At 59.1% G+C, this 15,779-nt stretch carries 9 protein-coding genes and 3 rRNA genes; 5 read left to right on the top strand and 7 right to left on the bottom strand.

Going from position 1 to position 15,779, the window contains the following annotated elements:
* The first annotated feature begins 385 nt into the window (after window positions 1–385).
* The 4 genes from LIN44_RS10185 (at window position 386) to LIN44_RS10170 (ending at window position 6,130) form a co-directional block, all read left to right on the top strand.
* Window positions 386–1,917, top strand: a 16S ribosomal RNA gene (locus tag LIN44_RS10185).
* 323 nt (window positions 1,918–2,240) lie between these two features.
* Window positions 2,241–5,349, top strand: a 23S ribosomal RNA gene (locus LIN44_RS10180).
* Between the two features lie 115 nt (window positions 5,350–5,464).
* Window positions 5,465–5,578, top strand: a 5S ribosomal RNA gene (gene rrf, locus LIN44_RS10175).
* The 16S, 23S and 5S rRNA genes sit together here, the layout of an rRNA operon.
* Before the next feature lie 297 nt (window positions 5,579–5,875).
* Window positions 5,876–6,130 (top strand): RNA-binding protein, encoded by a 255-nt coding sequence (locus LIN44_RS10170; RefSeq protein WP_227311972.1) that lies wholly within the window; start codon window positions 5,876–5,878, stop codon window positions 6,128–6,130.
* Window positions 6,131–6,135: 5 nt separating this feature from the next.
* Here LIN44_RS10170 and LIN44_RS10165 read toward each other — a convergent pair whose 3' ends face one another.
* Window positions 6,136–6,759 carry an SOS response-associated peptidase family protein gene (locus LIN44_RS10165; protein ID WP_370641556.1) on the bottom strand — a complete coding sequence of 208 codons (624 nt, stop codon included), beginning with the start codon at window positions 6,757–6,759 and terminating at the stop codon, window positions 6,136–6,138.
* A gap of 282 nt (window positions 6,760–7,041) precedes the next feature.
* Complete coding sequence (locus tag LIN44_RS10160) at window positions 7,042–8,766, bottom strand: galactose oxidase early set domain-containing protein (RefSeq protein ID WP_227311971.1); 1,725 nt, start codon at window positions 8,764–8,766, stop codon at window positions 7,042–7,044.
* Window positions 8,767–9,213: 447 nt separating this feature from the next.
* On the opposite strand from LIN44_RS10160, the gene LIN44_RS10155 reads away from it, so the two are divergent.
* Window positions 9,214–10,131, top strand: a complete 918-nt coding sequence (locus tag LIN44_RS10155) for a helix-turn-helix domain-containing protein (RefSeq protein ID WP_227311970.1) — start codon at window positions 9,214–9,216, stop codon at window positions 10,129–10,131.
* On the opposite strand, the gene LIN44_RS10150 is transcribed toward LIN44_RS10155, so the two are convergent.
* From LIN44_RS10150 to LIN44_RS10130, 5 genes are all read right to left on the bottom strand, one after another.
* Window positions 10,094–11,629 (bottom strand): hypothetical protein, encoded by a 1,536-nt coding sequence (locus LIN44_RS10150; RefSeq protein WP_227311969.1) that lies wholly within the window; start codon window positions 11,627–11,629, stop codon window positions 10,094–10,096. The two genes, LIN44_RS10155 and LIN44_RS10150, sit on opposite strands and share 38 nt — an antisense overlap.
* A gap of 17 nt (window positions 11,630–11,646) precedes the next feature.
* Window positions 11,647–13,065: a DUF6765 family protein gene (locus LIN44_RS10145; protein WP_227311968.1), complete on the bottom strand. Its 1,419-nt coding sequence runs from the start codon at window positions 13,063–13,065 to the stop codon at window positions 11,647–11,649.
* Window positions 13,062–14,699, bottom strand: a complete 1,638-nt coding sequence (locus LIN44_RS10140; RefSeq protein WP_227311967.1) for an LVIVD repeat-containing protein — start codon at window positions 14,697–14,699, stop codon at window positions 13,062–13,064. Before LIN44_RS10140 ends, LIN44_RS10145 begins: the two co-directional genes overlap by 4 nt.
* A gap of 158 nt (window positions 14,700–14,857) precedes the next feature.
* Window positions 14,858–15,280, bottom strand: coding sequence for a hypothetical protein (locus LIN44_RS10135; protein WP_227311965.1), 423 nt, complete (start codon window positions 15,278–15,280; stop codon window positions 14,858–14,860).
* A gap of 273 nt (window positions 15,281–15,553) precedes the next feature.
* On the bottom strand, window positions 15,554–15,775 hold the full coding sequence (locus LIN44_RS10130) for a DUF2798 domain-containing protein (protein WP_227311964.1): 222 nt from the start codon (window positions 15,773–15,775) through the stop codon (window positions 15,554–15,556).
* Window positions 15,776–15,779: the final 4 nt, after the last annotated feature.

Here is a 15,779-nt window from a genome sequence, read left to right as displayed (position 1 = left end):
TAAGATTCGCCCCCTCGTTGGCAAGGCATCGCGCAACGGGAAAGGAACGGCGCGCAAGAATTGACTCGAAAGAGGGCGTGCAGCGCAATAAAGAATTTTTCGAAACCGGTTGCGTAATCGAAAAAATTTCTTTAAAGTCTCGTTCCTTCGCTGCAGACAACGCAGCGCGCTGAACGGCAAAGCCGGGCGGCGAAGTTCTTTAACAAACAAACAACCGATAAGTGTGGGCGCTTGATAGCGGATGCGAAAGACTCCGGTCTTTTAGCTAAAAAGTTATACAGTGCTCGCACAGCAAAGCGTGACTGGATCTTCGGATCTGGTCAGTCAGTTTTCTGAGAGTGAGCGACCGCTCGAAAGAGCGAGCCCTTCGGGGCACACAGAGATTGAACTGAAGAGTTTGATCCTGGCTCAGATTGAACGCTGGCGGCATGCCTTACACATGCAAGTCGAACGGCAGCGCGGGCTTCGGCCTGGCGGCGAGTGGCGAACGGGTGAGTAATACATCGGAACGTGCCCTGTCGTGGGGGATAACTAGTCGAAAGATTAGCTAATACCGCATACGACCCGAGGGTGAAAGCGGGGGACCGCAAGGCCTCGCGCGATAGGAGCGGCCGATGTCTGATTAGCTAGTTGGTGGGGTAAAGGCCTACCAAGGCGACGATCAGTAGCTGGTCTGAGAGGACGATCAGCCACACTGGGACTGAGACACGGCCCAGACTCCTACGGGAGGCAGCAGTGGGGAATTTTGGACAATGGGGGCAACCCTGATCCAGCAATGCCGCGTGTGTGAAGAAGGCCTTCGGGTTGTAAAGCACTTTTGTCCGGAAAGAAATGGCCTGGGTTAATACCCCGGGTCGATGACGGTACCGGAAGAATAAGCACCGGCTAACTACGTGCCAGCAGCCGCGGTAATACGTAGGGTGCGAGCGTTAATCGGAATTACTGGGCGTAAAGCGTGCGCAGGCGGTTTGATAAGACAGGCGTGAAATCCCCGAGCTCAACTTGGGAATGGCGCTTGTGACTGTCAGGCTAGAGTATGTCAGAGGGGGGTAGAATTCCACGTGTAGCAGTGAAATGCGTAGAGATGTGGAGGAATACCGATGGCGAAGGCAGCCCCCTGGGACGTGACTGACGCTCATGCACGAAAGCGTGGGGAGCAAACAGGATTAGATACCCTGGTAGTCCACGCCCTAAACGATGTCAACTAGTTGTTGGGGATTCATTTCTTCAGTAACGTAGCTAACGCGTGAAGTTGACCGCCTGGGGAGTACGGTCGCAAGATTAAAACTCAAAGGAATTGACGGGGACCCGCACAAGCGGTGGATGATGTGGATTAATTCGATGCAACGCGAAAAACCTTACCTACCCTTGACATGCCACTAACGAAGCAGAGATGCATTAGGTGCCCGAAAGGGAAAGTGGACACAGGTGCTGCATGGCTGTCGTCAGCTCGTGTCGTGAGATGTTGGGTTAAGTCCCGCAACGAGCGCAACCCTTGTCTCTAGTTGCTACGCAAGAGCACTCTAGAGAGACTGCCGGTGACAAACCGGAGGAAGGTGGGGATGACGTCAAGTCCTCATGGCCCTTATGGGTAGGGCTTCACACGTCATACAATGGTGCGTACAGAGGGTTGCCAACCCGCGAGGGGGAGCTAATCCCAGAAAACGCATCGTAGTCCGGATCGTAGTCTGCAACTCGACTACGTGAAGCTGGAATCGCTAGTAATCGCGGATCAGCATGCCGCGGTGAATACGTTCCCGGGTCTTGTACACACCGCCCGTCACACCATGGGAGTGGGTTTTGCCAGAAGTAGTTAGCCTAACCGCAAGGAGGGCGATTACCACGGCAGGGTTCATGACTGGGGTGAAGTCGTAACAAGGTAGCCGTATCGGAAGGTGCGGCTGGATCACCTCCTTTCAGAGCGTGCATCCAAGGTTGAGCGTCCACACTTATCGGTGGTTTGTTGGTTAAGGCCAGGTGGCCAAATGCAAGCGCTTAAGCATTGAGCGTTTGCATTTGGCATTGCCAAGCGATCTAACGATCGGCTGTTCTTTAACAATATGGGATGTAGTAAAGGTGTCGCGGTGCTTTGATGAGAAGCACAGTTGTATAGCGCGATACCGGGTTGTGATTGTATCAACCAAATGTATTTTAAAGTGATCGAAAGATGACTTGGAATACGGCACAAATGCGAGAACTCAACCTGTAGTGAGGGTGTCCTTGAGACACACTTGTTATAGGGTCAAGCGAACAAGTGCATGTGGTGGATGCCTTGGCGATCACAGGCGATGAAGGACGCGGTAGCCTGCGAAAAGCTTCGGGGAGCTGGCAAACGAGCTTTGATCCGGAGATGTCCGAATGGGGAAACCCGGCCCGTATGGGTCATCCCTTGCTGAATACATAGGCAAGGGAAGCGAACGCGGCGAACTGAAACATCTAAGTAGCTGCAGGAACAGAAATCAACCGAGATTCCCAAAGTAGTGGCGAACGAAATGGGAAGAGCCTTGCACTCTTTAGCAGGACTGTTAGCAAAACGGGATGGAAAGCCCGGCCATAGCAGGTGATAGCCCTGTATGCGAAAACAGACTTGTGGAACTAGGTGTGCGACAAGTAGGGCGGGACACGTGAAATCCTGTCTGAAGATGGGGGGACCATCCTCCAAGGCTAAATACTCGTGATCGACCGATAGTGAACCAGTACCGTGAGGGAAAGGCGAAAAGAACCCCGGGAGGGGAGTGAAATAGATCCTGAAACCGCATGCATACAAACAGTCGGAGCCCTGCTTCAAGTGCTTTCGGGTACTTTGTGAGCGGCGCGCAAGCGCCGCTCACAAAAGAACTCCAAAGTGAAATAGCCCACGAATCAGGGGTGCGGCGCGCGCAGCGCGGCGCAGCCTGCTTCAAGGGCGAGAGCCCTTGAAGCAGGGTGACGGCGTACCTTTTGTATAATGGGTCAGCGACTTACATTCAGTGGCAAGCTTAACCGATTAGGGAAGGCGTAGCGAAAGCGAGTCCGAACAGGGCGTTGAGTCGCTGGGTGTAGACCCGAAACCAGATGATCTATCCATGGCCAGGTTGAAGGTGCGGTAACACGTACTGGAGGACCGAACCCACTAACGTTGAAAAGTTAGGGGATGAGCTGTGGATAGGGGTGAAAGGCTAAACAAATCTGGAAATAGCTGGTTCTCTCCGAAAACTATTTAGGTAGTGCCTCGTGTCTCACCTTCGGGGGTAGAGCACTGTCATGGTTGGGGGGTCTATTGCTGATTACCCCGCCATAGCAAACTCCGAATACCGAAGAGTGCAATCACGGGAGACAGACATCGGGTGCTAACGTCCGGTGTCAAGAGGGAAACAACCCAGACCGCCAGCTAAGGTCCCCAAGATTGGCTAAGTGGGAAACGAAGTGGGAAGGCTAAAACAGTCAGGAGGTTGGCTTAGAAGCAGCCACCCTTTAAAGAAAGCGTAATAGCTCACTGATCGAGTCGTCCTGCGCGGAAGATGTAACGGGGCTAAGCCAGTCACCGAAGCTGCGGACGCGTGCGTTCCTTTAAGTGCACCAAGCTTGTCGATGCGCAGCATCGACAAAGCCACCAACAATGATCGTGGGTGGTTGTGCTAGTGGATTTAAAGGAGCGCACGCGTGGTAGGAGAGCGTTCTGTAAGCCTGTGAAGGTGTCTTGTAAAGGATGCTGGAGGTATCAGAAGTGCGAATGCTGACATGAGTAGCGATAAAGGGGGTGAAAGGCCCCCTCGCCGTAAGCCCAAGGTTTCCTACGCAACGTTCATCGGCGTAGGGTGAGTCGGCCCCTAAGGCGAGGCAGAGATGCGTAGCTGATGGGAAGCAGGTTAATATTCCTGCACCGTCGTATGATGCGATGGGGGGACGGATCGCGGAAGGTTGTCCGGGTGTTGGAAGTCCCGGTCCCTGTAGTGGAGAAGGCGCTTAGGCAAATCCGGGCGCGTAATTCAAGGCTATGGGGCGAGCGGCCTAGTGCTGCGAAGCAATTGGAAGTGGTTCCAAGAAAAGCCTCTAAGCTTCAGTCATACGAGACCGTACCGCAAACCGACACAGGTGGGCGAGATGAGTATTCTAAGGCGCTTGAGAGAACTCGGGAGAAGGAACTCGGCAAATTGGTACCGTAACTTCGGGATAAGGTACGCCCTGGTAGCTTGACTGGCCTGCGCCAGAAGGGTGAAGGGGTTGCAATAAAATGGTGGCTGCGACTGTTTAATAAAAACACAGCACTCTGCAAACACGAAAGTGGACGTATAGGGTGTGACGCCTGCCCGGTGCCGGAAGATTAAATGATGGGGTGCAAGCTCTTGATTGAAGTCCCGGTAAACGGCGGCCGTAACTATAACGGTCCTAAGGTAGCGAAATTCCTTGTCGGGTAAGTTCCGACCTGCACGAATGGCGTAACGATGGCCACACTGTCTCCTCCCGAGACTCAGCGAAGTTGAAGTGTTTGTGATGATGCAATCTCCCCGCGGCTAGACGGAAAGACCCCATGAACCTTTACTGTAGCTTTGCATTGGACTTTGAACCGATCTGTGTAGGATAGGTGGGAGGCTTTGAAGCGTGGACGCTAGTCTACGTGGAGCCGTCCTTGAAATACCACCCTGGTTTGTTTGAGGTTCTAACCTTGGCCCGTGAATCCGGGTCGGGGACAGTGCATGGTAGGCAGTTTGACTGGGGCGGTCTCCTCCCAAAGTGTAACGGAGGAGTTCGAAGGTACGCTTGGTACGGTCGGACATCGTACCTAAAGTGCAATGGCAAAAGCGTGCTTAACTGCGAGACCGACAAGTCGAGCAGGTGCGAAAGCAGGACATAGTGATCCGGTGGTTCTGAATGGAAGGGCCATCGCTCAACGGATAAAAGGTACTCTGGGGATAACAGGCTGATACCGCCCAAGAGTTCATATCGACGGCGGTGTTTGGCACCTCGATGTCGGCTCATCTCATCCTGGGGCTGTAGCCGGTCCCAAGGGTATGGCTGTTCGCCATTTAAAGAGGTACGTGAGCTGGGTTTAAAACGTCGTGAGACAGTTTGGTCCCTATCTGCCGTGGGCGTTGGAATCTTGACGGGGGCTGCTCCTAGTACGAGAGGACCGGAGTGGACGTACCGCTGGTGTACCTGTTGTCTCGCCAGAGGCATCGCAGGGTAGCTATGTACGGAAGAGATAACCGCTGAAAGCATCTAAGCGGGAAACTCGCCTGAAGATGAGGATTCCCTGGAGGCTTGACCTCCTTGAAGGGTCGTTCGAGACCAGGACGTTGATAGGCTGGGTGTGGAAGCGCAGTAATGCGTTAAGCTAACCAGTACTAATTGCCCGTAAGGCTTGATCCTATAACCAGTGTGTTTCACCTGGTGAGCGATCGCCTTGTGCCTCGATACACACACAACCAACACTACATCCCGATTCGTGACGCTGTCCCACCCGACAGCGCCACAACCCCTCATGCCTGGTGACCATAGCGAGTTGGAACCACCCCTTCCCATCCCGAACAGGTCCGTGAAACGACTCCGCGCCGATGATAGTGCGGATTACCCGTGTGAAAGTAGGTCATCGCCAGGCTCTTATCCCCAAAACCCCTCGACAGCGAACGCTGCGAGGGGTTTTGTCTTTGGCGCGGCATCGGCAGGCACGCCAGTCACGTCCTTTCCCGGGATGCATTCGGCGATGGGCATGGATGTTTTGCAAAGGCTTCCGTTCTGACTACGGGAATTCATTCAATCGTGGCCGTGCAATATGCCCGGACGGCGATGGCGTGCTGTAATGGCATCAGCGCGCGGTGCTGCAGGGACGGTGCCGAGGTGCTAACCTCAAAAAGGCGCCCGCTACCCGACGCCTCTTGCAAGATTGGGAGAGAAAATGAGCCGCCTGCTGCTCACCAATATCGACCCCGGCACCTCGGACGAAGAAATCCAGGCGTTCCTGGAAAAGTATGGTTTCCCGCCATTCGACAGCCTGGAGCACGAAGACGGCGACGGCACACACCCGGCCGTGCTGCTGACTTACGGCGACCTGGACCCCGCGGTGCTGGGCAAGCTGCAGCAGCGCATCGACCATATGTACTGGAAGAAGCGCCAGCTGAGCGCTTCCATCCTGCATGACCGTTTTGCCTGAACGGCCTACTGCGATGGCGCTGCCGCACCGGTTGCTTCGGCAGGCTCGGGCACAGGCGGCGCAGGGACGGCCATCATCTTCTCGGCCGGGTAGAGCGTCATGAAGCTTCGCGCCAGTTCGGGATCCCGGCACGCGAGCCACGCTTGCCACTGCAGGTACGGAATCATGACGAGCGCCCGTTTCTCCTTGCCGGGCGTGTGCATCAGCTTCATCACCGCATGGCCCGGCGCAGTCACGGTAAACATGGCGAAGGAATAGGATCCATCCGGCCATTGTTTCCACAAGCCGGCAATGCCGAGCGCCGGCTCGTCCGGCAGCCAGATCCGATACCGGATCCACTGGCCGGCGACGTAGCACGGCTCGTAGATGGCCATTGCAGGCACCAGGCACAACTGGGTGCGGTGCCACGCGCTGCATGAGCCTCGCTTGTCGCCGACGCACTCGGCACGGACATTCATGGTTTCGAAATCTCGGGCACCGTGGACGTGGCGCGAGCGCGGCACGAGGCCAAAGGTGGCCAGCAGGCACTCGCGCCGGCCGGTGGCATCCGCACGGACGATCGGTGCGGCATCGCCTAGGCCCGATTTCCGGCTTCCATCCGCCAGCTGGTGGCTCGGCACTGAAAACATCGCGCAACACCGGACCGGTTGCCGGGACGAAATTGGTACACATGATGCCGCCTCCCCTGACGTCAGATGCCTTGCCGCAGCCACGGTCAGCCGCGGTTCGCGGCGACTGTGCAACGGCGGGGCGAAGGGAAGGGCGGGCGTCTGCCAAAGCCAGCGCCGCGTGGTGCGCCTATGGCTTCCAGTTTCTGATGATCAGCAGGGCAGGGCATGGCTGTCTCCTGAACGGATAACCACACCCACCCTTGCAACAATCATGCCGCCATGCAGCACGGTCCACAGGCTTCAAGACACACGGACGAATTTGGCGACGGAAGGCACCCCCTGCGAGTCGATGATGAACAGCATGTAGTACCCCGGCGGCACCAGCGCACTGGAGGCGGGCAGGGTGATCCTCAGGTTCTTGGCGCCCTGCTTGGTATGCCGCAACTTGATATAGCGCTGATGCATGTCGTTGGCGTGGGTCACGGCCCCCGGCGCCACCAGGGCAACGCTGGAAATATTGGGCGTGCTTGAACCAACGGTAAAGGTTTGGCCCAGGCTCAATGTACCCGGTGCGCTGGTGATGTTGGGGCGTGCGCCCTTGAACAGATAGGGTGGCGAATACACCTGTGCCTGGTGCGTGCTGGCCGCGAGAGGATTCATATCGTCCTGGGACAGCAAGACGGTGGCGTCAGGCAACAGGATGGCACTCGAGTGGTAGCCCGCCTGTATGGTATTCGGGCTCATCGGAATCCAGCTGCCGGTAGGATCGCCGGCCGGCTTGTTATAGAGCTCGCTGTCAAAATGCGGGTTGTCATAACCGTTGCTGGCCGCGTTTCCGCCCACCGTAAACAGCGTGCCATCCGGCAGGATCACGGTATTGGCATTATGGCGAGGCTGCAGCCATTGCGGAAACTGTCTCCACCCGGCGTTGGGATTGCCGACATCGAACCATTCGTTGTTGCGGAAGGCACTGTCGCCTTCGGCGCCGCCCGCGATCATGACGACCTGCTTGACGGGTGTCACCGAGGCATCGGTATAGATAACCCCGTTGGCCCACTCATAGTGCGAGCTCAGCATGTTCGGGATGCTGCTCCATGACCAGGTGCCGGGCGTCAACAGCGCGGTATTGTAGAAAGCCGGCCCGGCCTGCATCATCTGGCCCGAAGAAAGCAGGTATTGGAACGGGTACATGCCGGACGGATCGCGGAACGATACCGTGCTCATCGTGCCGACGCCATCCATGCTGGCGGCAGGGGTGAATACCTCGACCACCCCCGTGGTATTGCCGGATCCCGTCTCGTCAAGCCCGCTGGTGATCACCACCCTGTTATCGGCCAGCTTGGTCAGCGTCGGATACCAGCGGCCGACCGACATATTCGGCTGCTGGGTCCAGGTCTCGGTGAGGGGATTGAAGGTATAGCTGCTCAGCGCACCCTGGAAGTTCTGCTGCCCCTCCGGCGCGTTCGGGTCCGGGTAGCGCAGATTGCCACCCGCCAGGAAAACCCTGCCATCGCTCAATATCGTCTGGCCGGCACACCAGATGTTCTCCGGCGGTGTAATGGCGTGTCCCGTGCGTGTCACGGGATCCCAGACGTACGCAACGCCTGTGTTGGACGCCGCCGGATTATGGTACTGGGTCGGCTCGTACGACCAGAACAGGACCTTGCCAGTGTGCAGCAACACCGCCGTGATGCCGACCACGGGAATGACGAACGGTGCGCTCCATTGGCCGGCAGTATTGGTAGCCTGCGCCCTGGCCGCCGCCAGCACCTGTTCATCCGGCGCGGGCGCCCGTTCCAGGCCTCTTGCCACCCGACACTGCTTGGCGCGTGCCCTGGCATGCGCATCCGCATGAGCAGGCCCGAGCACCGCGGTTTCCCGTTGCCTCAGCCTGGCCTCCGCGGAAGGGTTGGTGCAGGCGTCATTGTCGAAGCTGACGGGCGCTGCGTGGGTCGGCGATGCCACCAGGGCAAAGCCAACCACTGACGCCCACACGGTTTTCCGGAAGATCGTGAGTTGACGCATTTGCATCACCTCCTGCGGTGACAGCGTTGCCATGGAACCGGGCGTGAAAGCCAATTCCGGCAATCTCGGAGCGCCTGCAGGCAAGCATCGATGCAACAGTCATCCTTGCCGGCCGGACAGGCAAAGGCCTCGCTGCGGAGCGTTCCGCGCGGGGAGCTCACGGTGGAATGTCGCGCGGACATTCGCACCGGACTTTTCTAGCTTAGGGGGGGCCGCAGCGAGGCAATGTGGGCTGGCGCACAGAAGGCATGCGATTGAGGGCTTGCGTTTTGCTTGGCGCCATCAGCAGCACGTTGCTGCGACGCAATCATGCGAGCGCTCGTGGGTAAGATTCAAGTAAGCGTGGACGCATACAGTCGACTGGCACACCAAGGCAGTACCAGGTCACTTTACTGAACACGCCTATCGATCCAGATAAAAGAGGGGAGCGTGCCAGGCCAGACGCTAATGAACGACGTCTGCACGATTGCTGCGGACGGAAGCCGGATGGGCTGGCAGCCGCCAGCGAAATGGAGAAGGCGTTCGATCGCGCGCTCGCTTGCCCCCGTCACGGTTGAACACTACATTGCGGGCGAATCGGAAATCATCGACCTGGAGACGACCGGGACGATGTTCGCCCTGTACCTGAAGAAACCGAACGCGCTGGAGTTGCGAACACCTGGAGGCGGGTGGGCTCCGAAGCGTTTTCGTACGCCGTTGATGTACGTTCCGCCGGGATTTTCGTTTTCCAGCCGATGGTCGACGGAAGCCGAGTGGGTGACCGTCCACTTCAATGCTTCATGGCTGGCTCGATCCGGTCTGGAGACAACTGGACGATTCGCCTCGGGGACGCCCCGGTTCGACCTGAGTGACGACCTGCTGATGCACGTTGTCCGGAGCATCCACGAAGATGCCCTGGCGGGAATGCCGCTGGGGCCGATGTATGCGGAAGCACTGGGGGCGGCTGCGCTGCGTCGAATGGCCTACCTGGAATCGAGGCCGCAGGCGAGGGAATACGCGCACGGGCCCATGATGCGACGGGCAGCCGAGTACATCCGAGACAATTTCCGCGGCGAGTTGACACTGTCGACGATTGCCGGTGCCGTGGACTACCCCGGCGATGTCTATTCGTTTATCCGAAGCTTCAAGAAAACCATCGGCATGACGCCGCATCAGTACATCATCGAGAGCCGCCTGCAAGCGGCGCGCAACCTGATCACGCAAGGCCAATGTGACGTGACCGAGGCAGCCCTTGACTGCGGCTTTTCAACGGCCAGCCATTTTTCGGCGACGTTCCGCAAGCGATGGGGGATTTCGCCATCCGAGCTCAAACCGGCTTCCGCCATCCTCACGCGAGCGGAAGCGAAAGTATCCATAGGCCGCTGATCGTCAAGGCAATCGCCATGACCAGCAGTGGCAGTTGGCTGACCGCTGAGGCGCCGACAAGAGCGCGGTTCCTGGCGGCGATGGCGTGGGTCACATACACGCTCAGGATATGCCCGGCCAGGATCAGGAGCACCTGGGCATGCCAGATGTATCCCATGTTGATGAGGGACTGTGCTGGCGTGGGTTCACTGGCCGTGGACAGCGCCGGCAGCAGTTGCCAACCGAGTCCGAGCGGATCGGACGCGAGCGCGAGAGCTTGCCGCCCCTGCCCGAGAAAGAGCGTGAAGTAATGGCAGACGTGATAGAACAGGGCAATCGGAAGCAGCGCGAGGCAAAACTGCTGCGTGATTGCCTTGCCGTTCAGCGCCTTGCCCTTCAGCGGTGCGCCGGCACAGATTGCCTGAATCGTACAGAACAGCCGAAAAAGCACGTAGTACGCCATGCCGATTGCGGCGAAGCTCAGCCATTGCCAGGTGAGAATCGCCTCGCCGGCTAACGCATAGTTCTTCCCGAGCGATGGAAAGTAGTGGGTGACCTGCGGATAGACGCTGCCCCAAAAGAATCGATTCCAGGGAACGGTGTCTCGCAGCGCATCGTAGGCCGTCGACGAAAGCATGAACGATTGCAAGGCCACGAGGCTCATGTGCGCGGGCTTCTCCCGTGCGATGTCGGCAATCGGGTTTCTCAGCTTGATTCCGACGTTGCCATTCGGCAGCGGCAGCCATCGTAGCGGTGAGAGCTTTGCGCATAACCGGCACAGAATGCCCAGCGCGTCGAGATGCTCGAGCCATCGCGACCGGCCGACGCAGAGCGATCCCGCTATTGCATACGCTGCGTAGGCGAGGAGAAATATGCTGACATCCCTCGGCCTGCCCGCGCCGAACAATTCCAGTGCGATGAGCGCAACATATGGGACCAACGCGGGGTAGCAGGCGAGGCGCGGGGGATAGCGATAGCGCCCCGTTTCCATGGCGGGAAAATATCGTGCAGCGACTTGCAGCAGCCAGGCGAACGGATTGACGAATGCGTAGATGTCTCCAAGCACCGCGCTAATATAGAGGGACCCCAGATAGAACCAGATCCAGAATCCCGCCATGCTGATGTTCTGAAAAGGGTTCTGCGTTCCGGCCATGCCGGAGACGATCAACAGCGTGAGGAACAGTGCGCTGGCGATCTGTCCCGCTTTCAGCGCCGCTGCAGGTATTCGCAGTGCCCGCCGCCGCCGGGCTGGTGGCAAACCGGCCTGCGGCACACCGCTGCCTGGAGCGAACGCCAGCACCAGGAAGGTGGCGATCAGCGTTCCCGTGGCCGCGTATGCATACAGCCACAACGGCACCGGGAGGTAGTATGGAATGTTCCAGGCATGCGCCCCGGCCAACGTCGGAGCGCACGCGATGGCGAACGCCAGCCAAAACCTCAGCGGGATTTTTCTACGTAACGCATGAGATCTTGCGGGGCCCGGTACGTGCATCGAGCCGCAGGCGAGGTTAGCCGGCATTTCAACGGTTTCCGTCTTCAGTTGTCTGCGGACGAGATCAGTGCGGTGATCTTCCAGTCAGTGCCGTTCCGCCTTTCGGCAAGAACGCCAATGGTGTCGTAGGGTGCATCGAGCAGCTTGATCAATGCAACGGCACGTTTGCTTCCCGCCGCCGAGTCGGGCAGGGCGAAAACCAGGAAGGGCAGGATCGGGGACGGCTTGTCCCCTGCCACGATGAGTGGCAGCACCGCGTCGTTCAATGACTTGAACACCTCGAACGATGCGCGCTGGCGAAGCGGTGATGCTGCACTGCGTGCCGAATGCGGCTGCGCCGCAAGGGCCAGGTGGGTCCCGCGGTCTCGCAGCCGCCACCCGATGAGCTGGTCGACGAGCGCATGGTCGATCCGGCCGTCTGGTTCAGAGGCGAGTGCGGACAGCCAGCGCTTGTCGACAGGTGAGGTCGTGACCCAGTCGTTGAAGAAATGCGTATAGAAATCGATAAGCGCCTTGTCCACGCCAGACTGCGCTGCCGGCGGCATTGGCGCTGGAATATCGCGCCGGCCTTGCCAGCGGGCCGCCTTCCATCTTGGGCCGTCTGGCAGGCTGGTTCCGTCGAGAAAGGAGGCGTCGGCCACGTCGTTCGCGGCAAACCAGTCGGCCTTGGCACGCTTGGTTCGCGCACCAATAAAGCCGGCGAGCGCCGGCTGCAGCTGATTCCAGGGCGCCGCGGTGCGGTGCGCGCCATGGATGCGCGGGTACTTCAGCATTTGCGCATAGGTGGACTTCGCCATCTCTTCCACGTCGCCGGGCCAGCGCCAGGTCAAGTCAGCAGCGTGGCTCTGCGGCGTGCCCCGATCGGCCGGCGCGGCCATGGCCAGATTGGCGTCGCACTCGATGCCATGGCGACTCCAATCTGGAATGGACGGCGTGCCCTGGTGCGCCCAAGAATCCTGCAGCGCATGGAGTGAACGCCCGAACTCGCCAAGCATGAAAGCCGCCTTGCCTGCGTCCGCCCGACGTAGCGCAGCATTCACCATGGATTGCGCAGCGGGCCCACCGGGCACGACCGGCCGGGACTGCGCGCGCGACGGCACCTTGCTCTCGCTCGGATAGTGCCGAGCCTGGCTGTCCCTGGCCTCGGGCGCGAAGCGCGATAGGCACGCAAACTGCAACGGTGACGCCATATACTCGATCGACCCCGCATCAAGTCGCTGATTCGCCAGCGCGATCGCCTCTGCTTCGCGTGGCGCGAACCCCGCCTGCTTCGCCAGCCAGTAAGTGAGTCCGAAGTGCACATCGGACTCGAAGCCACTGCACGTCAATGGCGTGGCGAGCGCGGCAAGAAATAGCAGCGTTGAGAGTCGATGCTTTCGCGGAGCGGAGGGCGGTATCGCGGCTGTGCTGGTTATGCCCTTCGCAGGCGAAGACCGGACGGTTGCCTGGACGCTGCGCTTCAATTGCCGTTCCCCGTCGCTTTCGTACTTTCCGGAAACGGCCACGTGCCATTGGCAAAGGACAGCACAAGGGCGCCGTTGTCCTGGCATGCCGTGGTCAGCAGTCGGCGGTCGAAGTCGAAATCCAGTCGCGAGGCACACCAGTCCGGACCGCCCGCGCGATATTGGCCAAGCATGAGATGCGCGGAACCCGCGCCAGGGTATTTCCCGGCAGGCGGATTGTAGTACGCGATTTCCTTGGGCTTGGACGGATCGCGGATATCGAACACGCGAACTCCCGAGTTGAAGTAGCTGCAGGCAAGAGCGGTGGCGTTCTCCCGGTTGTCGACGCTGCAGTAGTGGCTGCCGTAAGTGAAGATGGAAAGGCCGAGGATGTCGGGAATGACTTTGTCACAGTTCTGAACCGCATGCGTTTCGAGCCGAAGTTCAGAGACCAGCTTCGGCGCGGCTTCGTCCGACATGTCGTAAATATGCCCCAGCGGGAACGGCGTCATGCCGGCATTGCACGCGGCCTTCACACTCGTCGCGCCAGGTTCCTGCAGGCCGCCCGCTCCGCCTTCATCCACTTCGATCACGTACGGCTTGCCTGCCACGGAAAACGAAATCGTATGTTGCGCCACGCTGCCATTTCGTACCGGCACCGTGGTGATGCGGTGCATCTTCGCATTGGGGCGGCGACTCTGCACCTCACTGGTATCGATGACGAAGAACCCGTTGTCTCCAGTTGCGTTTGCATTATTGAGCGGCGGGGCACCCTGGCCAGCTGCCGCGCCTCCGTTCCCGGTTGCGACGAAGTATGCGCGGGTACCGTCCTGGCTCACGGACAAGCCGTGGGGCACGGATCCGAATCCGAGCTCGGCCATGGTGATCGCGGAGATCAGCTTGGGGTGCGTTGGCACTGTCAGGTCGACCGCATAGTAGGATTTCGAAACGGCTCCACCGATATAGTAGGTGAAGCCATCCGGGGAGAATCCGCCTTCGTGCCCCAGTGCTCTGGTCGACGGGATGATGCCGCCATCTTCCCCGGTGCCAATCGGGACGCTTGCAAGTAGTTGCGGCCGGGTGCAGTCGGTGGAAACGTCGTACAAGTCGATCTCCGGGCCGCCGGCGCCGCCGAGTCCGTTATCCGCAGCCAGAATGCCGCGTGCAGCATTCACCCGCAGAGATTCCCATGGATCGATCATTGCGGTGGAGGTCAACGAGCTTACCCACACCGGGCGGGCAGGGTCGGTGATATTGATTACCGGTACGCCAGGGTTCACACGAGACGGCGCGGCCGGATTATTGAATACGGGGCTTGGGCCCATCGTCGAGTGGTAGAAGCACGTCTGTCCCCGCTTGTCGGTGTAGGTCGCGGAGGACCACGATGCGCCTTCGCCCTGCACCTGGCTGACGAGCTTCAGGTTGCAGTTGAAACCGCTGAACCCGGACTGGCGAAGCGCCGCAGGCACCTGGCCTTGCAGTGCGGTTTCGGGGGTGTCGCCGGGACTGCAGCTTTGAACCCGTGGAACCACGTAGTCCGCCACCGACACGGTGGGCGTCGCGGCGGCAACCGGATCGTCAGAACCCCCACCGCAGCCGGTGAGCAAGAATGGGCTGAGCGATATCGCAATCGCGACCCGGATAGGTAATTGCATGCTTGTCTCCTCTTGTAGCTGACTTGAGCCTTTGCCTTCTTCTTATCGAACAACGGCGTGATCGCGTCGCATGAACTGTCTCCCAGGAGTCGTGGCTCCATTTCGTTGTCACGGCGAAAAGCCGGGTTACTGCTCCAGTGCCAGGAACCTCATCCTCATCAGCGCGGATAAATCTCGATGGTCGCGACTTCGATCTGCTCGCCGTCCTGGGTGTGGAAATGAAGAGAAAACCGTCCGGTTATGCCGACAGGGAAGATGTCCAGTGACTGCGCGTTCCCGGAGCCGCATGCGGCGAAAGCACCAGGAATTTCGTGAACCATCAGGACGCCGGACAGCGTGGAATGCACGTTGAGGTGCGACGGCACGCCTTCGCGAAGCGCGAGCACCGGCCGCTCCCACGGGGCCTTGTCTCGATCGACGTAGACGGTGAATTGTTGTTGTTCCTGAGGCATCGGGGACGCCCATGCAAGATACCTGGCGACGCCATAGGTAAGCATCAGCGCTGCCGCGACGGCGGTCAGCGCAAGGTATGGACGTCGTTGACGCGACTTCCTTTGCTCGGTGTGGGTGCGCTGTTCCATGAACTCTCGTACCTGTCTTTGGGCTCCCTTGCCGACCCGTCATTGAGGCGGGCGTGGGACCGTTGAATGCTAGCGACGGGCACGATGCGGCGATATCCGTTTATTGCACGCTATCGGAATATTGCGTACTGACTAACCCCAGTAGAGGCGTTGGAAGTGATCGTTGTTGACGATAAGTCCGTCGAACAGCCAGCGACGCCGCCGGCTGTTGCCGTAGCGTTGCTGGTTGAAGTGGTACAGGTTGAATGTCGCGATGCGGAGGGTCTTCAGGTGTCAACGGACCCAGCGCTCGACCTGCGCTTGCAGGCGCGGCCCGACCAGAAGGATGGCAGGGATGACGATCACATAACCGACGCCCCAGGAGCGCAACCAGGTCAGCGCAAAGTCTTCGGTGAATCCCACATTGAGAGCGAGCAGGGCGAACGAGATGATCCCCGTAGTCACCACACCCATCGACAGCGCGAAGGCGATTTTCCGTTTCAGTTCAACGTTCATGACG

It is taken from the genome of Cupriavidus sp. MP-37 (genome assembly GCF_020618415.1).
Taxonomy (GTDB): domain Bacteria; phylum Pseudomonadota; class Gammaproteobacteria; order Burkholderiales; family Burkholderiaceae; genus Cupriavidus.
Note: the sequence above shows the minus strand (reverse complement) of the source record. Positions and strands in the feature narration are given on the sequence as shown.